Below are 22,698 nucleotides of genomic sequence, written 5' to 3'. Positions count from 1 at the left end.
GAATTCCTGTGGGCGAAAAAGAGAAAGAATTTGCTGTTATTGGGCTTGGACGTTTTGGTGGAAGTATTTGCCGAGAACTCGCTCAATTAGGTATGGAAGTAATGGCAATTGATTCAGATGAGGATAAAATTAATGAGTTTGCAAATATAGCTTCGCATGCCGTAATTGCAGATTCTACAGATGAGATGGTATTAAAAAGTCTTGGTATTCGCAATTTTGATCATGTAGTCGTTGCTATTGGAGATAATTTAAATTCAAGTATTTTAACAACGTTAATTTTGAAAGAATTAGGTGTGAAAAATATTACTGTGAAAGCTCAAAATGACTATCATGAAAAAGTGTTAAGTAAAATAGGGGCAGATCATATTGTGCATCCAGAACGAGATATGGGAAAAAGGATTGCTAATAATATCGCATCAAGTAATGTGTTAGATTACCTAGAGCTTTCAGATGAGCATAGTATTGTAGAGATTATTGCAAATAAAAAAATTGATGGGCACTCTTTAATTGAATTAGATATTCGTGCGAAGTTTGGTTTGAACATTGTAGCAATTAAACGTGGAAAAGAAGTTATCGTATCTCCTCGAGCTACAGAAAACATTCAAGCGGGAGATATATTAATTGTAATTGGTCATGACGATGAAGTAGATCGTTTTAAGCATTTTTTAAGATAAGAGAAAAGGACAATGCCGAGGAGGCATTGTCCTTTTTCTTATATTTCCATAATGATTGGTAAAATCATTGGACGGCGTTTCGTTTTTTCGTATAGGAATGGTGCTAATGTGTCTGTAATCTCATTTTTAATTTCAGACCATTGTGTTGTTTTTCGCTCCATTACTTTTTCTAAATGTGTTGTAATTAATGTTTGAGCATCGTTGATTAAATCGCTGCTTTCACGCATATAAACGAAACCACGCGAGATGATATCAGGTCCTGCTGCAACTTTAAATTCTTTCATATCAATGCTTACAACTACAATAACAAGTCCTTCTTCAGAAAGAATGCGACGATCACGTAATACGATATTCCCGATATCTCCAATACCATTTCCATCGATATAGACAGAGCCAGATGGGATTTTCCCAGCTACGCTTGCTTCATCAGAACGTAAAGCAAGAACATCGCCATTATCCATAATGAAACAATTTTCTTCTGGAATACCACAATCATTAGCTAATTTCATATGCATACGCTGCATACGATATTCACCATGAATTGGCATGAAATATTTCGGCTTAATAAGACGTAACATTAACTTTTGTTCTTCTTGTCCACCGTGTCCACTCGTATGAATATTTGAGAGTTTACCATGGATTACATCAGCGCCAGCACGGTACAACATGTTAATTGTACGACTTACACTAATTGTATTGCCTGGGATTGGTGAAGAAGAGAAAACAACTGTATCGCCAGGGATAATTTGAATTTGACGATGTGTACCATTGGCAATACGTGAAAGTGCTGCCATCGGCTCCCCTTGACTACCTGTACATAAAATAACAACTTTATTAGCTGGTAGGCGGTTTAGCTGAGATGTGTCTATGAATGTATCCTTTGGACATCGGATATAACCAAGGTTTTGTCCGATTTCAATAGCTGCTTCCATACTTCGACCAAATACAGCTACTTTACGATTGTTTTCAACAGCGGCCTCAACAACTTGTTGTAAGCGATGGATATTTGATGCAAAGGTTGCGAAGATAATACGACCTTCTACTTTACGGAATATATCTTGAATACTATCACCAACACGACGCTCAGACATCGTAAAGTTTGGTACTTCACTGTTTGTACTATCAGATAAGAGACAAAGTACACCGTCTTTTCCGATTTCGGCCATTTTTGTTAAATCTGCTGGCTCACCGACTGGTGTGAAATCGAATTTGAAATCACCTGTATGAACGACTTGTCCTTGAGGTGTTTTCACAACAACTCCGTATGAATCTGGAATACTGTGAGTTGTACGGAAGAAGGAAACAGATGTCTTTTTAAATTTAATAACATCATCTTCTTGAATTTCATAAAGTTTCGCTTTACGAAGTAATCCGTGCTCTTCTAATTTGTTTTTTATTAGGGCAATTGCTAATTTTCCGCCGTAAATTGGAATGTTTACTTGACGTAATAGATAAGGAATTCCACCAATATGATCTTCGTGACCATGTGTAATGAATAACCCTTTAATTTTATCTTCGTTTCGCACAAAATAAGTGTAATCTGGTATTACATAATCGATCCCGAGGAGTTCGTCTTCTGGAAATTTAATTCCAGCGTCAATTATAATAATTTCATCTTGAAATTGAACAGCATATGTATTTTTACCGATTTCACCAAGACCACCGAGGGCAAAAACGGCAGCTTGATCATTTTTTAGGAATTTCATATGACTATACGATCTCCGCTAATATTAAATCAGCGTTTTGTTTTTCATATTCAAGATGAGCACCAGTAACAGACTGAACGAACTCGATATTATATGCGAACTTTTGTAATTTTTTACGAACATCCTTTTGAGACGTAGCCTCTAAATATAAAACTTTTGTATTTTCACGTACTGGGACCTCAGTTAATTTTTCTTGATAAAATACTTTAAAAATCATTGGGAAAACCTCTCCTTGTCTATGTTTTGCATTATCTGTTACTTATTATAAAGCAAACAGTCATGATTTTCATGTTTTTTCGAACGAGAATGAAGAAAAAGCCCGAAATGGGCACAATTTAAGCGATTGTCTTCTTACGGACTAAATCGTTTAAATAACGCTTGAGCTTTTTCTTCAGCTTCTTCAGCATGATTACTCCTTCCTTTCCTTATTTTAAACATGCATGTTACTAATGATAACTCCGTCTCCCGTACAAGAAAGAAGATTAGAAGTGAATAGTGAATCTTGTTCTTTTTAGTATAGTGTAAGTTATCCTGTAGTAACGATTAGTAGCCGTTAGTTATAGATATAGTATGAGGAAGAATAGAAAAGAAAATTCATCCGAACAAGTATCCACATTTTTTACTAATATTATATGCATATTTCATAAATAAGGTCAGAAAGTGAACGCTTTCTTCACAGATGTTTAATATGTTATACTTTTTTTTGAAATTTGAAAAGTGATAATCAAAATAGGAATATAGAGTGCCAGAAAGGATTTTGACAAATGAATGATAAAATTGTCTTTTTTGATATTGATGGAACATTATTAGATCATGATAAAAAAATTCCACAATCTACACGTGATGCAGTAAAAGATTTACAAGAAAAAGGTGTGCACGTAGCAATCGCGACAGGGCGTGCGCCATTTATGTTTGAAGATATTCGTAAGGAACTCAATATACATAATTATGTTAGTTTTAATGGACAGTACGTTGTATTTGAAGGTGAGACAATATTTAATAATCCGTTACACCCAGCGGCTCTGCATAAGTTTACCCAGTTTGCAAAACAAGAAGGATATCCACTTGTATATCTTGACCATCAAGAGATGAGAGCGTCAGTGGAATATCATGATTATGTAAAAGAAGGTTTTGGAAGCTTGCAATTTGATCATCCGGCATATGAACCTGATTTTTATGAGAAACGTGATATTTATCAAACGCTTCTTTTCTGTGAAGTAAATGAAGAGGAAAAGTTCATTAATCAGTATCCAGATTTTCATTTTATTCGTTGGCATGCGTATTCAATGGACATCATTCCAAATGGTGGTTCTAAGGCAAAAGGGATTGAGAAGTTCATTGAAAAATTAGGATTTAACCGTGAACAAGTGTATGCATTTGGGGATGGCTTAAACGATTTAGAAATGATTGAAGCAGTAGGCACAGGTATTGTGATGGGAAATGGTCATGAAGACTTGAAAAAACTTGCAAATCATGTGACAAACGATGTAAGTGAAGACGGTATATATCATGGATTAAAATGGGCTGGATTGTTATAAGTGAATATGGAACCCATTTCAGATAATAAAAAGGCGGAAGGTTAACTTCCGCCTTTTTATTATTATCGCTCTAGAGGTTTTGAATCATCGGGAGCCGCAAATGGATTGTCTTTATTAATATGGTCATAGAACATAACACCGTTTAAATGGTCGATTTCATGTTGGAATACAATTGCTGGTAAACCTTTTAATCGCAGTTTTACGTCTTCCCCGTTAATAGTTGTTGCCTTTACTGTAATTCTTGTGTAACGAGGGACATAACCAGGTACTTCACGGTCTACAGATAGACAGCCTTCACCGTTTTGTAAATATGTACGTTCAACAGAATGACTAATGATTTTTGGGTTAAATAATGCGTAGCTATATAACGTACCGTTCGTATCAGTTACATGAACCGCAATCATTTTCTTTGAAATACCGATTTGCGGAGCCGCTAATCCGATTCCGGGGCGTAAATTATATTTTTCAGCCATTTCAGCGTCCTGGCTATTTATTACAAATTCAATCATTTCTTTAAGGGTATTTGTATCTTTCTCGCTAGCAGGTAAGGAGACCTCTTCTGCGACATTGCGCAAAATAGGATTTCCTTCACGAATTACCTCATTCATTGTAAGCATATGTAATCTCTCCTTTCTTCTTTAGTCTACCAAAGGAGATAAAAAAAGTCATCGGCAAGTAAGGAAGAGCTATTTGGAAACAAATCTTCTATAGATAAGTTATGTATTAAAAAGAAAAGACGGCAAAGCCGTCTGTTTCTTTCCATAGTTGTTTCAATTTACATTAGCGAATGCAAGCAGCACCAACGATAATTAAAAGGATAAACAACACAACAATTAAGGCGAAGCCGCATCCAGACCCGCCACAAGAACCGCCATAACCGTAGGAAGGATATGAACAAGTTGTTGGATAGCAATATGAGTATCCGTACATGAGATGACCTCCTTTATCATTTCCCGCTATACTGCGGTTACTATAATGTATGGAGGACGGGTCAGAAATGTATAGGTATTTACCTATAAAAGGAAGAAGTGTTTGTATAATTTTATTGAGAAGAGAGAAAAACTAAAGAGAATTAAATCGTTTACATATTATTCTAAGAGAAAAAATAAGTTAAAAAGGGAATAATATAACAGTAGGTTATTGCTTACTAATACAGATGTGAAAAATAAAAACACGTTTGTGTAGAGGAAACCTGCATATTATTTATAAAAAAACGTATTCAAAGTAATTGACATCGTAATTAGAATAGTTGTAAACTAAAAAACGTGATCAAGATTGTATTAATATGTTTTTGAAAAAACATTAGTACAGATTGTTAGGTACACAAAATTATTCTCAACCGACAGACAAATTTGTTGGTTTACATTGTTGCGCTTTCAGTCTAGCCAATAGATAGTGAAAGCGTTTCAGAATATGGTTCAAGAGAGGAAGAGGTGAACGGAATGGGTACTAAAACAAAAAAGACCCTATTTAATGTTGATGAGCAAATGAAAGCTATTGCAGCTCAATTTGAAACATTACAAATTTTAAATGAAAAAGGCGAAGTTGTGAATGAAGCAGCTATGCCTGAATTATCTGATGATCAATTAAAAGAATTAATGCGCCGTATGGTGTATACTCGCGTACTAGATCAACGTTCTATTTCTTTAAACCGTCAAGGACGTTTAGGTTTCTACGCACCAACTGCTGGACAAGAGGCTTCTCAATTAGCAAGTCATTTCGCACTTGAAGCAGAAGATTTCATCTTACCAGGATATCGTGATGTGCCACAATTAGTATGGCACGGTCTACCATTATATCAAGCATTCTTATTCTCTCGTGGACATTTCATGGGTAACCAAATGCCTGAGAATGTAAATGCACTTGCTCCACAAATCATTATCGGTGCGCAAATCATCCAAACTGCTGGTGTTGCGTTAGGTATGAAATTACGTGGTAAAAAATCTGTTGCAATTACTTACACTGGTGACGGTGGTGCTTCACAAGGTGACTTCTACGAAGGTATGAACTTTGCGGGTGCATTCAAAGCTCCAGCAATCTTCGTTGTACAAAACAACCGTTATGCAATCTCTACTCCAGTAGAAAAGCAATCTGCAGCTAAAACTGTAGCACAAAAAGCAGTAGCAGCAGGTATTTACGGAATTCAAGTAGACGGTATGGATCCATTAGCTGTATACGCAGCAACTGCTTTCGCTCGTGAGCGCGCAGTAAACGGCGAAGGCCCTACTTTAATCGAGACTTTAACATTCCGTTATGGTCCACATACAATGGCTGGTGATGACCCAACTCGTTACCGTACAAAAGATATCGAAAACGAATGGGAACAAAAAGATCCAATCGTACGCTTCCGTGCATTCTTAGAAAACAAAGGCCTATGGTCTCAAGAAGTTGAAGAGAAAGTAATCGAAGAAGCAAAAGAAGATATCAAACAAGCAATTGCTAAGGCTGACCAAGCTCCAAAACAAAAAGTTACTGATTTAATGGAAATCATGTACGAAAAAATGCCTTACAACTTAGCTGAACAATATGAAATTTACAAAGAAAAGGAGTCGAAGTAAGCCATGGCTCAAATGACAATGATTCAAGCAATCACTGATGCTTTACGCGTTGAAATGAAAAATGATCCTAACGTACTTGTGTTTGGTGAAGACGTTGGTGTAAACGGCGGAGTATTCCGTGCTACTGAAGGTTTACAAGCTGAATTTGGTGAAGATCGTGTAATGGATACTCCACTTGCAGAGTCTGGTATTGGTGGACTTGCAGTTGGACTTGCACTTGAAGGTTTCCGTCCAGTTCCAGAAATCCAATTCTTCGGTTTCATTTATGAAGTAATGGATTCAGTTTCTGGTCAATTAGCTCGTATGCGTTACCGTTCTGGTGGACGTTGGACTGCTCCAGTAACAATTCGTTCTCCATTCGGTGGTGGTGTTCATACTCCTGAACTACATGCTGATAGCTTAGAAGGATTAGTGGCACAACAACCTGGTCTAAAAGTTGTTATTCCATCTACTCCATACGATGCAAAAGGTCTTTTAATCTCTGCGATTCGTGACAACGATCCAGTTATTTACTTAGAGCATATGAAATTATACCGTTCATTCCGTCAAGATGTACCAGAAGGCGATTACACAATTGATTTAGGTAAAGCTGATATCAAACGTGAAGGTACAGATGTATCTGTTATCGCTTACGGTGCTATGGTTCACGCTGCATTAAAAGCTGCTGAAGAACTTGAAAAAGAAGGTATCTCTTTAGAGGTTGTTGACTTACGTACAGTTCAACCATTAGATATCGAAACAATCATCGCTTCTGTTGAAAAAACAGGTCGCGTAGTTGTAGTTCAAGAAGCTCAAAAACAAGCTGGTATTGCAGCTAACGTTGTAGCGGAAATTAATGATCGTGCAATCTTAAACTTAGAAGCTCCAGTTGTACGTGTTGCAGCTGCTGATACAGTATTCCCATTCTCTCAAGCTGAGAGCGTATGGTTACCAAACCACAAAGATATTGTTGAAGCTGTTAACAAAGTAATGAACTTCTAATTTTTAGTTTTTCATGTGCAAAAGAAATCAGCACATGCTGGTTTCTTTTGTACATATTCCATAATAATGAAATGAATCAGGGGGCTGAATTCCGTGGCATTTGAATTTAAACTACCAGATATCGGTGAAGGTATCCACGAAGGTGAAATCGTAAAATGGTTTATTAAACCAGGCGATGAAGTAAATGAAGACGATGTACTTCTTGAAGTACAAAATGATAAAGCAGTAGTAGAAATCCCTTCTCCTGTTAAAGGTAAAGTACTTGAAGTACTTGTAGAAGAAGGAACAGTTGCAATTGTAGGAGATACATTAATTAAATTTGATGCTCCTGGATACGAAAACCTTAAATTTAAAGGTGACGATCATGATGCGGCTCCAGCAGCTGAAGAAGCAGCAGTAGAAGCTCCAGCAGCGGAAGCTACTCCAGCAACAACTGCAGAAGTAGTAAATGAGCGCGTTATCGCTATGCCATCTGTTCGTAAATATGCTCGTGAAAAAGGTGTAGATATTCATAAAGTAGCTGGTTCTGGTAAGAACGGCCGCGTTGTGAAAACTGACATCGATGCATTTGCAAATGGTGGACAAACTGTAGCAGCAACTGAGGCTCCAGCAGCAGTAGAAGCTACTCCAGCAGCAGCGAAAGAAGAAGCACCAAAAGCACAACCAATCCCAGCTGGTGAATATCCAGAAACTCGTGAGAAAATGAGTGGTATCCGTAAAGCGATTGCAAAAGCAATGGTTAACTCTAAGCATACAGCTCCTCACGTAACATTAATGGATGAAGTAGATGTAACAGAACTTGTTGCTCACCGTAAGAAGTTCAAAGCTGTTGCAGCTGACAAAGGTATTAAATTAACTTACCTTCCATACGTTGTAAAAGCTTTAACATCTGCATTACGTGAATTCCCAATGTTGAATACTGCTTTAGACGATGCTTCTCAAGAAATCGTTCATAAACATTACTTCAACATCGGTATCGCAGCTGATACAGACAAAGGTCTATTAGTACCAGTTGTTAAAGATACAGATCGTAAATCTATCTTTACTATCTCTAACGAGATTAATGAACTTGCTGGTAAAGCACGTGACGGTCGTTTAGCTCCAGCTGAAATGAAAGGTGCTTCTTGCACAATTACAAACATTGGTTCTGCAGGTGGACAATGGTTCACTCCAGTTATCAATCACCCAGAAGTAGCAATCCTTGGTATCGGCCGTATCGCTGAGAAACCAGTTGTGAAAAACGGTGAAATCGTTGCAGCTCCAGTATTAGCATTATCTCTAAGCTTTGACCATCGTTTAATTGACGGCGCAACTGCTCAAAAAGCATTAAACCAAATTAAACGTCTATTGAATGACCCACAATTATTAGTAATGGAGGCGTAATAACAATGGTAGTAGGAGATTTCCCAATTGAATTAGATACAGTCGTTGTTGGTGCAGGTCCTGGTGGATACGTTGCGGCAATTCGTGCAGCACAATTAGGTCAAAAGGTAGCAATCATTGAAAAAGCTAACCTTGGTGGCGTATGCTTAAACGTTGGATGTATTCCTTCAAAAGCGTTAATCAATGCAGGTCACCGTTATGAGAATGCAATGCATTCTGATGACATGGGTATCACTGCAGAGAACGTAAAAGTTGACTTTACAAAAGTTCAAGAATGGAAAAACGGCGTAGTTAAGAAATTAACTGGCGGTGTTGAAGGCCTTCTTAAAGGTAACAAAGTTGAAATCATTCGCGGTGAAGCTTACTTCGTAGATGCTAACACATTACGCGTAATGACTGAAGATGCAGCACAAACTTATACGTTTAAAAATGCTGTTCTTGCAACTGGTTCTACACCAATCGAAATTCCTGGATTCAAATACTCTAAACGTGTTATCAACTCTACAGGCGCTTTAAGCTTACCTGAAATTCCTAAAAAACTTGTTGTAATCGGCGGCGGTTACATCGGTATGGAATTAGGTACTGCATATGCTAACTTCGGTACAGAAGTTACTGTAGTAGAAGCTGGCGACGAAATCTTAGCTGGTTTCGAAAAAGCAATGAGCTCTGTTGTTAAACGTGCTCTTCAAAAGAAAGGTAACGTAAATATCCATACAAAAGCTATGGCTAAAGGCGTTGAAGAAACAGAAACTGGCGTAAAAGTTAGCTTCGAAGTTAAAGGTGAAATCCAAACTGTAGAAGCAGATTACGTATTAGTAACTGTAGGTCGTCGTCCAAACACTCAAGAAATCGGTCTTGAGCAAGTTGGAGTTAAAATGACTGACCGCGGTATCATCGAAATCGATGAGCAATGCCGTACAAACGTACCAAACATCTATGCAATCGGTGATATCGTTCCTGGACCACCATTAGCTCACAAAGCTTCTTACGAAGGTAAAGTAGCTGTTGAAGCAATTAGTGGCCATGCATCAGCTATCGATTACATCGGAATTCCTGCAGTATGCTTCACTGATCCAGAATTAGCATCTGTTGGTTACACTAAGAAACAAGCTGAAGAAGCAGGAATGACAGTAGCTGTATCTAAGTTCCCATTCGCTGCAAACGGTCGTGCGTTATCATTAAACAGCACTGACGGTTTCTTACAACTTGTAACACGTAAAGAAGATGGTCTTCTTGTAGGTGCACAAGTTGCAGGTGCAGGCGCTTCTGATATTATCTCTGAGATTGGTTTAGCTATCGAAGCAGGAATGACAGCAGAAGATATCGCTCAAACAATCCATGCTCACCCAACATTAGGTGAAATCACAATGGAAGCAGCTGAAGTTGCTCTTGGAATGCCAATTCACATTGTAAAATAATTTAAGTAATGTAAATAACCCATCTCTTATTTAAAGAGATGGGTTATTTTTATTTTAATATAATGGCTTGCAAGGTCTTTATATGTACTTGTCGAATGAATATATATAATACTTTAAATGAATCGTCAGAACATACGTTAATCCAAAAGCAGTATATACTTTCATATAATATGTAATTGATTCAAACTTAATCCCATATATTAATAAAATAGAGCATGTCAAAGGAGAAGGTTCCATGAGAATATTACATGTTATATTTTATCATTTTCTATTATGGAGTGGTTTTTCCATCGTATTAACATTATCGAATGGTGATAAGTTTCATTATAAAGTAATTCTCTTTTTCGTATTTCTTTATTTGGCATATGTGATTGCATGTTTTGTATTACACGTAAGGAAACAGGCATTATTCCTTACGTGTTCAAATTGCATACTTTTTTTAATCATATTCTCTATTTTTTAAATTAACGTTTATAGAAATACATTGTTCTTCCATTAAATAATTGTAATTCTCCTTCCAATTTCTTCGCTAGAAAACGGCTAAATTCATTTGCTTTTCCTTTATCGCCAAATGTTGCTGTGGTGGGTAAAGAAATCTGTATGAAAGATTGTTCCTTTTTTATTCCAATCCCCACATAAATAGAATTATATCGGTCGTGACTCGATTGGAGCTTTAATGTTGTTGCTGATGTATCTAATATTTCATAAGGAAAAGCTGTATTTGTATAGGCGTAATTAATTTGATCACCAGTCTTGGAAGTAACGGTTTTATAGTTATGAAAAAGATGTTTGACATCCTCTATTGAAACAGATTGTTGATTGGATTTAGGTACAAGTGTGATAAAGGCGTGTTGCATACAAATTTACCCCCTTGTTTAGTAGAATAATATCATTCTACATCCTACTGAATTTTTTGACAATTAAAAGGAGTATTACTTTTTTTGTTTAATATATTATTGAGTAGGAAGTGTTATTGAGAAAGGTGGAAACTGATGTTTGAAAAATTGTATGATGAGCATGAAAGTGTGAAGGTACGATTTTTAGGATTTATGACGCATGATACACGTTATGATTTTGGAGTTATTTATACAAATATGTTTTTTGGAAAGCCACTTATTGTTTGTATGCAAACAGGGAGATCTACTTTGCTTGGACGAGATGATGTGGAAAATGTTCCTTATATACAAGAAACTTTTAAGTTAGGGTCGGAAGAGGAGGCAGAGGAGCTAGCTCAGTTTTTTAAATTTCTTGTTCCGTCTACTTCTTTGCATGCGGAGTATGAAGAATAATTAACAAGAAACAGTCGTACGTATGAGATATGACTGTTTTTTTGTGTTAATATCGCATACTAATTTAATTTTAAAATATTTAATGTGTTATACTAAAAACCTATTGACGTAAAAAGTATAACATATTAAAATAAAGACAGAAAGTTAAGCGGTTACAAAAAGTTTTTGGGATTATAAACTTAGGGGGAAATGAAAAATGGGAACAATCGTATGTCAAGATTGTGAAGGTACAATTGCACACTTCGAAGATGAGAAAGTAACGGTACTTTACGGGAAATGTGGATCTTGCGGATGTGATCACACAGAGCATACAAAAGCCCAATAATTGATAGGAAATGGACAGCTAAAAGTTTTTAGGACCATAAACTTAGGGGGAAATGAAAAATGGGAACAATCGTATGCCAAGTATGTGAAGGAACAATCGGACATTTTGAAGATGAAAAAACGACAGTGCTTTACGGGAAATGTGGTACAAATTGTGAATGTGCTAATAGAGACAATGCGAAAGCTTAATTATAAATAAGTAGATTATTATTAAAACTCAGGGGGAAATGAAAAATGGGAACAATCGTATGCCAAGTATGTGAAGGAACAATCGGACATTTTGAAGATGAAAAATCAACAGTACTTTATGGGAAATGTGGATCTCATTGCGAATGTGACCAAAAGGAACACTCAAAAGCTTAATAATGAAGAAAAAACGCCTACACATGTAGGCGTTTTTTTAATAGATTGTAGTTGTATGTCCGACTGTTGCAACGATTGCATCATCTCTAATTGGAATAAATCCTATTGATGTTTGTGGTGTGCTAGGCGAACTGTAGTGGCTCATAATACGACTATCGATACGAGTAATAGTATCAGTCAAGAAAGCCGAAATAAATGCATAAGGGACTCGTCGTTCATTTAATGAGTAGATAATTTCCTCTTTTGTTTTTACACCTACGCCATGTCCGTAAAAAAAGAAATTTCCTAAATAGATTGTGTTTTCTCCTTGCCACTCGATTGTAGCTGGATTCACTTGTGGATTTTTAAAGTAAACGAGATCGCCTGGAACAAGATCGCCACCCGTTTTTGTTATGAGCTTTAAATCATGATCATAGTCCCATGTATAAAGTAAAAGGTTTGCAAATAGCCGGTTGAAAGTTTTTTCCTCATACAATGATAGTAATGCTTTGTAAAAAATAATTATCATAGCGGTTGCGCATTCAGTTCCATATAGTTTTCCGTTTTTGAAAATATCTTGGATGGCAATGGAAGGCGGTATGTTTGGAAGTAGTTTAAATCCGCCAAGTGATGTTCTTTCCCAAAACTGAGTGTTGCAAAAAGATTGTTGAAATGTACGAAACTGAAATCCACTTTGAAAAAGTTCTAGCGCGGAAGTAATAATGTTAACTCGTAAATTAAGATCAAAGCTGAGTTCATCAGCTGTTCGGAAGGAATAAACTTCTTGATTTCCTGCCATTATGGATAAAATTTGTTGTTTCTCAGCTGCAAAGGGCTCATATTCATTTGTGATATAAGGATGTACAATAGAACGGCCTATTACAATCATAATAGTATCCCCACCTATACGTTACATTCTTTAATATCGTATGAGAAAAGGAAAAAAAGGTGAAAGAAAAGCCTATCAACTGATAGGCTTGTACTCTTTAATAACACGTAATGTTTGTAACGTCATATCTTCGGGTCCTTGTACAGGTAACCCTGCTTCTAAATTTTTACGAATATACTCTAAGTTTTCTTGTGTAATAATTTCCCCCGGAGTAAAGATTGGAATCCCTGGCGGATAAACCATAACAAAATCAGCTATTATACGACCTGCTGCGTTTTCAAATGGAATGACTTCCGTCTCTGAATAAAAAGCATCTCTAGGAGAGAGTGCTAGCACAGGTATTTCTGGAATGTCTACTTGTACTTGAACACCTTTATCTACTCTATTTCTGTATGTTGTTGCTAAATCTTGTAATGCTGTGATAAGTGTATCAGTTTCACTTTCGGTATCTCCAAAAGTGATAAGACAAAGTATGTTATATAAATCAGAGAGTTCTACTTCAATGTTGTAATGTTCTCTAAGCCATACTTCAGCCTCATGGCCAGTAATACCTAAATCTTTTACAGATACAATTATCTTTGTAGGATCATAGTTAAAAGTAGCATCTGTTCCTAGCATTTCTTTTCCAGGACAATAAAGATGCTCAATAGCATTAATAGCATCACGAACATGTTCAGCTAATTGTATTGTTTGTTCTATGAGAACTTTTCCTTCTGTAGCAAGACGTTTTCTAGCAACATCAAGGGATGCTAACAAAATGTAAGAAGTTGATGTTGTCGTAAGCATGCTAATAATGGATTGGACATGCTTTACGTTCACAAGGCCTTCTTTTACATTAAGAATAGAGCTTTGGGTTAAAGACCCTCCTAATTTGTGAACACTTGTTGCTGCCATATCTGCACCTGCTTGCATAGCCGAGATTGGTAGTTCATCATGAAAATGGATATGAACACCGTGAGCCTCATCAACAAGTACAGGAATATCATAAGAATGAGCTAATTTTACAATCTGCTCTAAATCTGCAGCAAACCCAAAGTATGTTGGATTAATAACAAGTAAGCCTTTTGCATCTGAGTGCTCTTCGAGAGCTTTTTTGACAGACTGCATTGTGATCCCGTGTGAAATACCAAGCTTCGGATCAATCTCAGGATGCATGAAAATCGGTTTTGCACCTGAGAAAATAATAGCTGACATTACAGATTTATGCACGTTTCGTGGCACGAGGATTTTATCACCAGGGCCGCAAACGCTCATCACCATTGTCATAATTGCACCACTTGTACCTTGAATAGAAAAGAAAGTATGATCTGCACCGAAAGCAGCGGCGGCTAAATCCTGAGCTTCTTTAATCATACCTTTTGGATGATGTAAATCATCGAGTGGCGCAATGTTAATTAAATCAATTGCTAATGCATTATGCCCAATAAATTCGCGAAATGTTGGATCCATGCCCTGTCCTTTTTTATGACCTGGAATATGGAATTGAACGGGATTTCGCTTACTGTGCTCAACTAAAGCGGTAAACAATGGTGTTTCGTATTGGGACAATCTATACACCCCTTCTTCTTCGTAATATTTATTAGAATTTGTTTTATATGATTTCATCTCATTCTAAAAGGAATTTAAGATGACTAACTTTTAGAACGTGACTTGTTTTCCTGCCATTCACAAAAGCTTTTTTGGGGATGGTAGTCTCACTTTACTTTCTATAAAACAAAAGCATTATATCACCAATAATTATAGATGTATAGAAAAATCTCATTTTCAAGGTGAGTATGTTTAATGGTTATATTTTAAATACCGCAAAGAGGAAGACAATTCCATTGAAATGGATAAATGGTGTATAATGCAGAGTGGCTATAGTGAAGAATAAAAGGTTCTTTTAAAGGTAGCATAATGAAAAAAGAAAGAATACTGAATGAGGTGCAAAAATGGAATATCAATATCCACTTGATTACGATTGGTCAAATGAAGAAATGGTAGCAGTTGTAAAGTTTTATGAAGCGATTGAAAAGGTATATGAAAAAGGAGTTTTGAGAGAAGACTTGATGGAATTATATCGTCGTTTTAAAGAGATTGTGCCATCGAAGGCAGCGGAGAAAAAAATTGATAAAGAATTTCAAGAAGTAAGTGGATATTCTATATATCGTGCGATTCAAAAGACAAAAGAAGTAGCGGAAAAAAAGATTGTAAAAATGTAAAAATATTTTGAAAAATAAAATACAAAGTGCTATAATGTGATAACAACTAAAAACGGACAATATAAATTGTCCGTTTTCTACTATCGATTTATCGATTAGAGATCGCATATAAAGGAAGGAGTGATTGCATCGTAGATTCAATCTTAGCAAGGAATTGTTCGTTGGTCATTGCTGAAAACTCCTCTGGTGATATATGAATACCAACTAATAATTCTGCTTTTTTCACAGTAGCTAAACGTTCAATCATCTTTTGTAAGTCTTCCGTTTCAAGCGTTTTATGTAATTTTACACCTGGTTTAGTATGGTCAATGGACCAAACGAAGTCATTTGGAATATTCGTTTTTAAATCATTTAAATGTTCTAAGAAGGCGTGAGCCGTCTCCACTTTTTGTGGACACTCATAGATTAAACCAAAGTATATGAAAGCGTGAGTACCCCATAAACCAATTTGAAAATGTGGTAACATTTTATATCCACGTTTATTTGTTGAAAAAGCAACCCAAGTATCGTTTGGTGGATTGACTTTGCGGCGTGCGTGTTTGGCTACATGGTAGAAAAAGTTTTCATCGGTTTGTTTTGATAAGTATTCTGCAAACTGTTCCCCTAAAGCTTCTAGCTTAGGATGAATATTCGTTTTAATTGCGCTCATTCGTTCTTCAAGACCATCAACAGTAAAAACTTCAAAATCAGTTGATGTGAATGTTTGTAGTGGCATGATTGTTCCTCCAACTCCTATTTTGTTTTATTTTAGCATAGCTTGTACTATTCATAAAAAAAACAGCACAAAAAAATTTTAATAAAAAAATATAATTTTGTTGCATAGATGATTTATCCAACATAGTATAGTATAAAACAAAAAATCAGAAAATTGAATCAATTCTAGTCCGAGGGCAAACGAATATTGGGAGGAGGCAAATAATATGAGACAGGTGATTAATGCGTTAAAGAGAACAGATGCTGAAAAAAGAATTCCGGTGCTACGTTTGGAGCTAGATTATGAATTAGCAACTTTATATGATGCAATGATGGAGAATGACAAACAGAAAAAAGAAGAGTGCGTAGAAAAATTAGAAGTGTTAAGACTTGAAATGATTCGTTTAGAAGCGTAATAATAGTATATGAATAAAAAATTAGTTGGTGCGAACCTTATAAAGGGTTCGTTTTTTCTGTGAACAGTATAGATCGGAGTGTTTAAACATGCACGAGATATGGAAAGATATTGATACACACGCAAAACAGTGGATTCGAGAAGCGGGAGAACGTTTAATGGGATCGCTGAAAAAAGCACTTATTATAGAAACAAAATCTAATGCAGCGGATTTAGTAACAAACATGGATCGAGAGACGGAGCGGTTTTTAATTGGGAGAATTAAAGAAACATTCCCGGCCCATAATATTTTAGGAGAAGAAGGCTATGGAGATGAAATCACTTCTTCTAATGGGGTTGTTTGGTTAATTGATCCAATTGACGGCACGATGAACTTTGTTCACCAAAAAAGAAATTTCGCAATCTCAATTGGAATTTATGAGAACGGTATCGGAAAAATTGGCCTTATTTATGATCCAGTTCATGATGAATTATATCATGGGATAAAGGGAGAAGGGGCCTTTTGTAATGATTTACCTATTCCCATGCTAGAAGAAGGAACAATAGAACAGGGAATTATAGCTCTAAATGCGATATGGCTTACTGATAATCCATTGCTGAATACGAAAAAAATGATGAGGCTTGTTAAGAAAGCAAGAGGAACGAGGTCTTATGGTTGTGCTGCGCTAGAAATGGTATATGTTGCAACGGGAAGATTAGATGCGTATGTAACACCGCGTTTATCGCCATGGGACTTTGGCGGGGGACAGATTATTGTAGAAGAAGTTGGCGGGAGAGTAACAACCTTCTCTGGAACTCCTCTTTCTATCATAGAGAAGAGCAGTGTGTTAGTTGCAAAACCAGGAGTATACGAAGAGTTATTACCATTTGTATCGCAGTAACAAAAAAAGTAAGAGGCTATAAAAGAAGCTTCTTACTTTTTAACGTTATTGCGATTTACGCATTTTTCTTTTTGTTACAAAACCGTATCCAACTGTAACAAATGTGCCGATAATGCAAATGATAACACCGATGGGACTATTTTCAGCAATCATAATACCGATACCAATTAAGAAAATAACACCGATAATTGCAGTTAATAAAAAGCGATATTGAATGTGTTCCATTTCTTCACCCTCCAATCTCATTTTACTTTCACAAAAGTAAGAATACAACTATATTTTCATTCTTGATTTTATTTTGATTGCCATAGTATCCCCTTCGCTCTTATAATAGAGAAGGATTAAAAAGACATTAGGAGTTGGACATGTTGAAAAAACGACAAGATTTACGAAATATAGCAATTATTGCCCACGTTGACCATGGTAAAACAACACTTGTTGACCAGTTATTACGTCAAGCGGGGACTTTCCGTGCAAACGAACACGTTGAAGAACGTGCAATGGATTCGAATGATCTAGAAAGAGAACGCGGTATTACAATTTTAGCAAAAAATACGGCGATTCACTATGAAGATAAACGAATTAACATTTTAGATACACCTGGTCACGCTGACTTCGGTGGAGAAGTAGAACGTATCATGAAAATGGTTGATGGTGTTCTACTTGTTGTTGATGCATATGAAGGTTGTATGCCACAAACACGATTTGTTTTAAAGAAAGCTCTTGAGCAAAACTTAACGCCAATCGTTGTTGTAAACAAAATTGACCGTGACTTCGCTCGCCCTGATGAAGTAGTTGATGAAGTAGTTGACTTATTCATCGAACTTGGTGCAAACGAAGATCAATTAGAGTTCCCAGTTGTATTTGCATCAGCAATGAACGGAACAGCAAGCTTAGATTCAAATCCAGCAAATCAAGAAGAGAATATGAAATCATTGTTTGACACAATCATTGAACATATTCCAGCACCAGTTGATAATAGCGAAGAGCCACTTCAATTCCAAGTAGCGCTTCTTGATTACAATGACTATGTTGGTCGTATCGGGGTTGGACGTATATTCCGTGGTACAATGAAAGTAGGACAACAAGTTGCATTAATGAAGGTTGACGGAAGTGTAAAACAATTCCGTGTAACTAAATTATTTGGTTATATTGGATTAAAGCGTCAAGAAATTGAAGAAGCAAAAGCTGGAGATTTAGTAGCTGTTTCAGGTATGGAAGACATTAACGTAGGTGAAACGGTATGTCCGGTTGAGCATGAAGAGGCTTTACCATTATTACGTATCGATGAGCCAACATTACAAATGACATTCCTTGTAAATAACAGCCCATTTGCAGGTCGTGAAGGTAAATTCATTACATCTCGTAAAATTGAAGAGCGTCTTCGTTCACAATTAGAAACAGATGTAAGTTTGCGTGTAGATAATACAGATTCTCCTGATGCATGGATCGTATCTGGACGCGGAGAATTACATTTATCTATCTTAATTGAAAACATGCGCCGTGAAGGTTATGAACTACAAGTATCTAAGCCTGAAGTAATTATTAAAGAAGTTGATGGCGTAAGATGTGAGCCTGTAGAGCGCGTACAAATCGATGTGCCTGAAGAATACACAGGTTCTATTATGGAATCTATGGGTGCACGTAAAGGTGAAATGTTAGATATGGTGAATAACGGAAACGGTCAAGTTCGCCTTACTTTCATGGTTCCAGCACGTGGTTTAATTGGTTACACAACAGAATTCTTAACATTAACTCGTGGTTACGGTATTTTAAACCACACATTCGATTGCTACCAACCAGTACATGCTGGACAAGTTGGTGGACGTCGCCAAGGTGTTCTAGTTTCACTTGAAACAGGAAAAGCATCACAATACGGTATTATGCAAGTTGAAGATCGCGGTGTAATCTTCGTTGAACCAGGTACAGAAGTATATGCTGGTATGATTGTCGGAGAACATACACGTGAAAATGATTTAACAGTTAACGTTGTAAAAATGAAACAACAAACTAACATTCGTTCTGCGACGAAAGATCAAACTTCAACAATGAAAAAACCACGCTTAATGACTTTAGAAGAGTCATTAGAGTACTTAAACGAAGACGAGTACTGTGAAGTAACTCCAGAATCAATTCGTCTACGTAAAAAGATTCTTGATAAGAGCGAGCGCGAAAGAGCTGCTAAGAAAAAGAAATCTGTAGAAGCGTAAAATAATAAAACAGCTACCTTTGATAAAGGTAGCTGTTTTTTATTATGTATATTTTTTAGAATATTTACTCTTTTTTGTGGACAGTATTTTTTTCGCGGGTTACTCTTGTATTAAGTACATAAAGAGTTTTTATTTTTTATGAGAAGGGGGATAAATAGTGTTAGAAAGAATGTCGTTTTTTGCGAAATTGTGTAAAGTTGACGAAAATCCAGAACTAGGGATGTGGTTACTGTATGGCATCATTATCATATTAAGTGCGCTTGTGTATAACTTGGGATTCGCAAGAAAACTGTCGATAATAAAAAATATAGTGATATACATATCATTAGCGATTGGATGTACGGTTTTAACGTTCTTTGCAGTTTTTTTACCTGTGGGGGAGGGGCTTGTTGTAGCGGCAATTGTACTTGGAATTTATAGATTACGTTTACATCAAGCAAAACAACAAAAAGCAGGGTGAAAAGGGGGAGCTTCATGCGCTCGGTACAAGATGCACTATATAATTGGTTAACAATTAAAACTGTTGCGGAAGCGCGTCCAGATGATAGCGCTGCACAAGAAACATATGTATTATTTCGAGATATGATATATGAAGAGCATAAATTACGAAATGTAGAAGTGGAAAAGAACGAGGAAATGTATTTAATTACATATGAAATTGATGGAGAAATAAGGTGTGCAAGATTTCCAGTAGAAGCAATTGATTGTTTTTTGGATCAGATGAATCGTGAACCAGAAAAATACAAATAAGTCCTTATCTATATGATTAAGGACTTATTTACGGTTTACCAATCGTCTTCTACTTTTTTATCACGATATAATCGGAAATTACCACTTGCATGGCGTTCCATAGTACGCTCTGCAATGCGTTCCGTACATTCCATGCACATATATGTATGAATAGGGCGATTACGCAGTTTTTTTGCCATAGGATTTTCGTCATCTAACATATCTTTTTTATCACAAATCATACATCTGACTCTCATTTCGTCACCTCAATACGAATTCTATCAGTATAAGTATATCATGGAAGCATAATGTTTTTGAATAATAGCAGGAAAAAATAATATTTTCGCAATTCGAAAAATAAGTTATGATAGGGATATAGAAAGATTATTTGGAGGTGGAGATATGGCGAATGTAGTAGAGCCTACATTGACAGATGATTTAGTACAATCGTTACGTAAAGAGTGTATCGTTATGGTAGCAACGACAGATTTCGAAAAACAAATTCCTAACGTAAGTGCTATTTCTTGGGTATATGCAGTGAGTGAAACTAGTATTCGATTTGCGGTAGATCAACGCTCACGTATTGTGGAAAATATACGGCGCAATATAGGGGTAGTATTGACTATATTGGCGAATGAATCCGTATTTTCCATATGTGGTGAAGGTGAAATTTTAACAGATAGAATGGAAGGGATTCCTCTAAAATTAACTGTAATAGAAGTGAATGTGCAAGAAGTTCGTGATGTTATGTTTTATGGAGCCAAACTTACTACAGAACCAGTATATGAAAAAACATATGATCTTCGAGCTGCGAAAAAGCTGGATAATCAAGTGTTGGTAGGAATGAAAGAGTTATAAATGGGATGAATAGGAAAGTCGTTCATTAACTTTTGTAATCGAGTATTGTGATTTAATGTGAAAAATAATAATTAAAAGTAATATATTGAATAGAAATGAATAAAAAATAAAGAAAAGGTTTAATTTCTATGAATTTCGATTCTACCTCGTTTATACGTTACATATAATTATAACAATGGTTCGTCCATATTTTATGGATGAAACCCTTGTTCTACAAATTTAAAAGTGGAGTCAGGGGGTAACAGGTTGGATAAAATTTATGTGTTAGATACGAATGTACTTTTGCAGGATCCTTTATCTATTTTTTCATTTGAAACAAATGAAGTAGTGATTCCAGCAGTTGTATTAGAAGAGGTTGACTCGAAAAAACGTTATATGGATGAAGTAGGACGAAATGCTCGTTATGTGTCTAAGTTAATAGATAAATTTCGCGAAATAGGAAAGCTGCATGAAAGTATTCCGTTAGAAAACGGCGGTACATTTCGTATTGAATTAAATCATCGCTCATTTGTTCAACTGCAAGATATTTTTGTAGAAAAAACAAATGATAATCGAATTTTAGCGGTAGCGAAAAACCTATCTTTAGAAGAACAAGAAAAAGAGGACGGGAAGTCTGTTATTTTAGTAAGTAAAGACGTGCTCGTAAGGGTAAAAGCTGATGCAATTGGTTTGAAGGCTGAAGATTATTTAAGTGATCGAGTAATTGAAGTGGAAAATATATATTCAGGGTTTTTAGAAGGATATATATCAAAAGAACAGTTAGACTATTTTTATGAAAAAGGTGAACTACCTTTATCTGAAATCGCAAATCATCCTTTTTATCCAAATCAGTTTGTTGTAATGAAAGATGCGCTAGGGGGCTCTAGTTCTGCACTTGGGATTGTGGATCATTTAGGTAAGAAGGTAAAGAAACTTATTTTTCACAATGAGCAAGTGTGGGGGATACGCCCACGAAACGTGCAGCAAATTATGGGATTAGAATTGTTGCTTCGGGAAGATATCCCGCTCGTAACGTTAACAGGGAAAGCCGGTACAGGAAAAACGTTACTTGCATTAGCTTCGGGGCTCATGCAAACGGAAGATTTAGGGTTATATAAAAAGCTACTTGTTGCGAGACCAATCGTTCCAGTAGGAAAAGATATCGGTTATTTACCAGGAGAAAAAGAAGAAAAATTAAGACCGTGGATGCAGCCGATCTTTGATAATCTAGAGTATTTATTTAATACGAAAAAGCCTGGAGAGCTAGATGCTATTTTAGCTGGAATGGGTTCGATTGAAGTAGAGGCGCTTACCTATATACGTGGGAGAAGTATTCCAGACCAGTTCATTATAATTGATGAGGCACAAAATTTAACGAAGCATGAAGTAAAGACGATATTAACAAGAGTAGGCGAAAAAAGTAAGATTGTATTAATGGGAGATCCTCAGCAAATTGATCACCCGTATTTAGATGAATATAATAATGGCTTAACATATGTTGTAGAGAAGTTTAAAGAGCAACGTATTAGTGGTCATGTAAAGTTTGTTAAAGGAGAGCGTTCTAATTTAGCTCAACTAGCAGCGGATTTATTATAAAAAGGAGTGGGCCTCAGCTCACTCCTTTTTTGCC

General features: G+C 36.2%; 29 protein-coding genes. 19 read left to right on the top strand and 10 right to left on the bottom strand.

Going from position 1 to position 22,698, the window contains the following annotated elements:
- The first annotated feature begins 8 nt into the window (after positions 1 to 8).
- Positions 9 to 674, top strand: coding sequence for a potassium channel family protein (locus ACP6L7_RS16735; protein ID WP_000504032.1), 666 nt, complete (start codon positions 9 to 11; stop codon positions 672 to 674).
- A gap of 38 nt (positions 675 to 712) precedes the next feature.
- Here ACP6L7_RS16735 and rnjA read toward each other — a convergent pair whose 3' ends face one another.
- Both rnjA and ACP6L7_RS16725 read right to left on the bottom strand, forming a co-directional pair.
- On the bottom strand, positions 713 to 2,380 hold the full coding sequence (gene rnjA / locus ACP6L7_RS16730) for a ribonuclease J1 (RefSeq protein WP_000670372.1): 1,668 nt from the start codon (positions 2,378 to 2,380) through the stop codon (positions 713 to 715).
- Between the two features lie 4 nt (positions 2,381 to 2,384).
- Positions 2,385 to 2,597, bottom strand: a complete 213-nt coding sequence (locus ACP6L7_RS16725; protein ID WP_000576437.1) for a DNA-dependent RNA polymerase subunit epsilon — start codon at positions 2,595 to 2,597, stop codon at positions 2,385 to 2,387.
- A 547-nt stretch (positions 2,598 to 3,144) separates the two neighbouring features.
- On the opposite strand from ACP6L7_RS16725, the gene ACP6L7_RS16720 reads away from it, so the two are divergent.
- Positions 3,145 to 3,918: a Cof-type HAD-IIB family hydrolase gene (locus tag ACP6L7_RS16720; RefSeq protein ID WP_097830873.1), complete on the top strand. Its 774-nt coding sequence runs from the start codon at positions 3,145 to 3,147 to the stop codon at positions 3,916 to 3,918.
- A 62-nt stretch (positions 3,919 to 3,980) separates the two neighbouring features.
- Here ACP6L7_RS16720 and def read toward each other — a convergent pair whose 3' ends face one another.
- Positions 3,981 to 4,535, bottom strand: a complete 555-nt coding sequence (def, locus tag ACP6L7_RS16715) for a peptide deformylase (RefSeq protein ID WP_097830874.1) — start codon at positions 4,533 to 4,535, stop codon at positions 3,981 to 3,983.
- A gap of 163 nt (positions 4,536 to 4,698) precedes the next feature.
- Positions 4,699 to 4,848: a YjcZ family sporulation protein gene (locus ACP6L7_RS16710; RefSeq protein WP_025147739.1), complete on the bottom strand. Its 150-nt coding sequence runs from the start codon at positions 4,846 to 4,848 to the stop codon at positions 4,699 to 4,701.
- A gap of 512 nt (positions 4,849 to 5,360) precedes the next feature.
- Here ACP6L7_RS16710 and pdhA point away from each other — a divergent pair.
- The 5 genes from pdhA (at position 5,361) to ACP6L7_RS16685 (ending at position 10,721) form a co-directional block, all read left to right on the top strand.
- A complete protein-coding gene (gene pdhA, locus ACP6L7_RS16705; RefSeq protein WP_000536893.1) occupies positions 5,361 to 6,476 on the top strand; it encodes a pyruvate dehydrogenase E1 component subunit alpha in 1,116 nt (371 codons plus the stop codon).
- A 3-nt stretch (positions 6,477 to 6,479) separates the two neighbouring features.
- Positions 6,480 to 7,457, top strand: a complete 978-nt coding sequence (gene pdhB / locus ACP6L7_RS16700) for a pyruvate dehydrogenase complex E1 component subunit beta (protein WP_000068162.1) — start codon at positions 6,480 to 6,482, stop codon at positions 7,455 to 7,457.
- Between the two features lie 93 nt (positions 7,458 to 7,550).
- Entirely contained in the window at positions 7,551 to 8,840 is a 1,290-nt protein-coding gene (gene pdhC / locus ACP6L7_RS16695) for a pyruvate dehydrogenase complex dihydrolipoyllysine-residue acetyltransferase (RefSeq protein WP_097830875.1), read from the top strand.
- A gap of 5 nt (positions 8,841 to 8,845) precedes the next feature.
- Positions 8,846 to 10,258, top strand: a complete 1,413-nt coding sequence (lpdA, locus tag ACP6L7_RS16690; RefSeq protein WP_061678278.1) for a dihydrolipoyl dehydrogenase — start codon at positions 8,846 to 8,848, stop codon at positions 10,256 to 10,258.
- 235 nt (positions 10,259 to 10,493) lie between these two features.
- Positions 10,494 to 10,721: a hypothetical protein gene (locus tag ACP6L7_RS16685; RefSeq protein ID WP_002088334.1), complete on the top strand. Its 228-nt coding sequence runs from the start codon at positions 10,494 to 10,496 to the stop codon at positions 10,719 to 10,721.
- Position 10,722: 1 nt separating this feature from the next.
- On the opposite strand, the gene ACP6L7_RS16680 is transcribed toward ACP6L7_RS16685, so the two are convergent.
- The gene (locus ACP6L7_RS16680; RefSeq protein ID WP_097830876.1) at positions 10,723 to 11,115 is read right to left on the bottom strand and encodes a DUF1885 family protein; all 393 of its coding nucleotides are present in this window, start codon (positions 11,113 to 11,115) and stop codon (positions 10,723 to 10,725) included.
- Between the two features lie 135 nt (positions 11,116 to 11,250).
- Between ACP6L7_RS16680 and ACP6L7_RS16675 the strand changes: the two genes are divergently transcribed.
- The 4 genes from ACP6L7_RS16675 (at position 11,251) to ACP6L7_RS16660 (ending at position 12,234) form a co-directional block, all read left to right on the top strand.
- Positions 11,251 to 11,547 carry a DUF3055 domain-containing protein gene (locus ACP6L7_RS16675; protein WP_000462037.1) on the top strand — a complete coding sequence of 99 codons (297 nt, stop codon included), beginning with the start codon at positions 11,251 to 11,253 and terminating at the stop codon, positions 11,545 to 11,547.
- Between the two features lie 196 nt (positions 11,548 to 11,743).
- Positions 11,744 to 11,872: a GapA-binding peptide SR1P gene (locus ACP6L7_RS16670; protein WP_000536778.1), complete on the top strand. Its 129-nt coding sequence runs from the start codon at positions 11,744 to 11,746 to the stop codon at positions 11,870 to 11,872.
- A gap of 59 nt (positions 11,873 to 11,931) precedes the next feature.
- On the top strand, positions 11,932 to 12,060 hold the full coding sequence (locus ACP6L7_RS16665; protein ID WP_000536808.1) for a GapA-binding peptide SR1P: 129 nt from the start codon (positions 11,932 to 11,934) through the stop codon (positions 12,058 to 12,060).
- Between the two features lie 45 nt (positions 12,061 to 12,105).
- Positions 12,106 to 12,234: a GapA-binding peptide SR1P gene (locus tag ACP6L7_RS16660; RefSeq protein ID WP_000536797.1), complete on the top strand. Its 129-nt coding sequence runs from the start codon at positions 12,106 to 12,108 to the stop codon at positions 12,232 to 12,234.
- A gap of 37 nt (positions 12,235 to 12,271) precedes the next feature.
- On the opposite strand, the gene ACP6L7_RS16655 is transcribed toward ACP6L7_RS16660, so the two are convergent.
- Both ACP6L7_RS16655 and speA read right to left on the bottom strand, forming a co-directional pair.
- A complete protein-coding gene (locus tag ACP6L7_RS16655; RefSeq protein WP_097830877.1) occupies positions 12,272 to 13,102 on the bottom strand; it encodes a protein-glutamine gamma-glutamyltransferase in 831 nt (276 codons plus the stop codon).
- A 75-nt stretch (positions 13,103 to 13,177) separates the two neighbouring features.
- Positions 13,178 to 14,650: an arginine decarboxylase gene (speA, locus tag ACP6L7_RS16650; protein ID WP_141533250.1), complete on the bottom strand. Its 1,473-nt coding sequence runs from the start codon at positions 14,648 to 14,650 to the stop codon at positions 13,178 to 13,180.
- Between the two features lie 383 nt (positions 14,651 to 15,033).
- Between speA and ACP6L7_RS16645 the strand changes: the two genes are divergently transcribed.
- Complete coding sequence (locus tag ACP6L7_RS16645; RefSeq protein ID WP_097830879.1) at positions 15,034 to 15,303, top strand: UPF0223 family protein; 270 nt, start codon at positions 15,034 to 15,036, stop codon at positions 15,301 to 15,303.
- 88 nt (positions 15,304 to 15,391) lie between these two features.
- Here the strand turns inward: ACP6L7_RS16645 and ACP6L7_RS16640 are convergent, their stop codons facing one another.
- Positions 15,392 to 16,018, bottom strand: a complete 627-nt coding sequence (locus tag ACP6L7_RS16640) for a YktB family protein (protein ID WP_071746873.1) — start codon at positions 16,016 to 16,018, stop codon at positions 15,392 to 15,394.
- A 205-nt stretch (positions 16,019 to 16,223) separates the two neighbouring features.
- Between ACP6L7_RS16640 and ACP6L7_RS16635 the strand changes: the two genes are divergently transcribed.
- Positions 16,224 to 16,412, top strand: coding sequence for a hypothetical protein (locus ACP6L7_RS16635; RefSeq protein ID WP_001250167.1), 189 nt, complete (start codon positions 16,224 to 16,226; stop codon positions 16,410 to 16,412).
- Between the two features lie 88 nt (positions 16,413 to 16,500).
- Positions 16,501 to 17,292 (top strand): inositol monophosphatase family protein, encoded by a 792-nt coding sequence (locus ACP6L7_RS16630; protein WP_097830880.1) that lies wholly within the window; start codon positions 16,501 to 16,503, stop codon positions 17,290 to 17,292.
- A 45-nt stretch (positions 17,293 to 17,337) separates the two neighbouring features.
- On the opposite strand, the gene ACP6L7_RS16625 is transcribed toward ACP6L7_RS16630, so the two are convergent.
- A complete protein-coding gene (locus ACP6L7_RS16625; protein WP_071746871.1) occupies positions 17,338 to 17,517 on the bottom strand; it encodes a DUF5325 family protein in 180 nt (59 codons plus the stop codon).
- A 140-nt stretch (positions 17,518 to 17,657) separates the two neighbouring features.
- Between ACP6L7_RS16625 and typA the strand changes: the two genes are divergently transcribed.
- The 3 genes from typA to ACP6L7_RS16610 all read left to right on the top strand — a co-directional run bounded on the left by typA (position 17,658) and on the right by ACP6L7_RS16610 (position 20,252).
- Positions 17,658 to 19,502 carry a translational GTPase TypA gene (gene typA, locus ACP6L7_RS16620; protein ID WP_071746870.1) on the top strand — a complete coding sequence of 615 codons (1,845 nt, stop codon included), beginning with the start codon at positions 17,658 to 17,660 and terminating at the stop codon, positions 19,500 to 19,502.
- A gap of 157 nt (positions 19,503 to 19,659) precedes the next feature.
- Positions 19,660 to 19,962: a YlaH-like family protein gene (locus tag ACP6L7_RS16615; RefSeq protein WP_097830881.1), complete on the top strand. Its 303-nt coding sequence runs from the start codon at positions 19,660 to 19,662 to the stop codon at positions 19,960 to 19,962.
- A 14-nt stretch (positions 19,963 to 19,976) separates the two neighbouring features.
- Positions 19,977 to 20,252 (top strand): hypothetical protein, encoded by a 276-nt coding sequence (locus ACP6L7_RS16610; protein ID WP_097830882.1) that lies wholly within the window; start codon positions 19,977 to 19,979, stop codon positions 20,250 to 20,252.
- A 35-nt stretch (positions 20,253 to 20,287) separates the two neighbouring features.
- On the opposite strand, the gene ACP6L7_RS16605 is transcribed toward ACP6L7_RS16610, so the two are convergent.
- Complete coding sequence (locus ACP6L7_RS16605; RefSeq protein WP_002094429.1) at positions 20,288 to 20,488, bottom strand: YlaI family protein; 201 nt, start codon at positions 20,486 to 20,488, stop codon at positions 20,288 to 20,290.
- Positions 20,489 to 20,633: 145 nt separating this feature from the next.
- Between ACP6L7_RS16605 and ACP6L7_RS16600 the strand changes: the two genes are divergently transcribed.
- Both ACP6L7_RS16600 and ACP6L7_RS16595 read left to right on the top strand, forming a co-directional pair.
- Positions 20,634 to 21,089 (top strand): pyridoxamine 5'-phosphate oxidase family protein, encoded by a 456-nt coding sequence (locus tag ACP6L7_RS16600; protein WP_097830883.1) that lies wholly within the window; start codon positions 20,634 to 20,636, stop codon positions 21,087 to 21,089.
- Positions 21,090 to 21,335: 246 nt separating this feature from the next.
- Positions 21,336 to 22,664 (top strand): PhoH family protein, encoded by a 1,329-nt coding sequence (locus ACP6L7_RS16595; RefSeq protein ID WP_000358083.1) that lies wholly within the window; start codon positions 21,336 to 21,338, stop codon positions 22,662 to 22,664.
- Positions 22,665 to 22,698 lie beyond the last annotated feature (34 nt).

Origin of the sequence: Bacillus silvicola, assembly GCF_050524305.1 — a bacterium.
GTDB lineage: Bacteria > Bacillota > Bacilli > Bacillales > Bacillaceae_G > Bacillus_A > Bacillus_A cereus_AT.
Note: the sequence above shows the minus strand (reverse complement) of the source record. Positions and strands in the feature narration are given on the sequence as shown.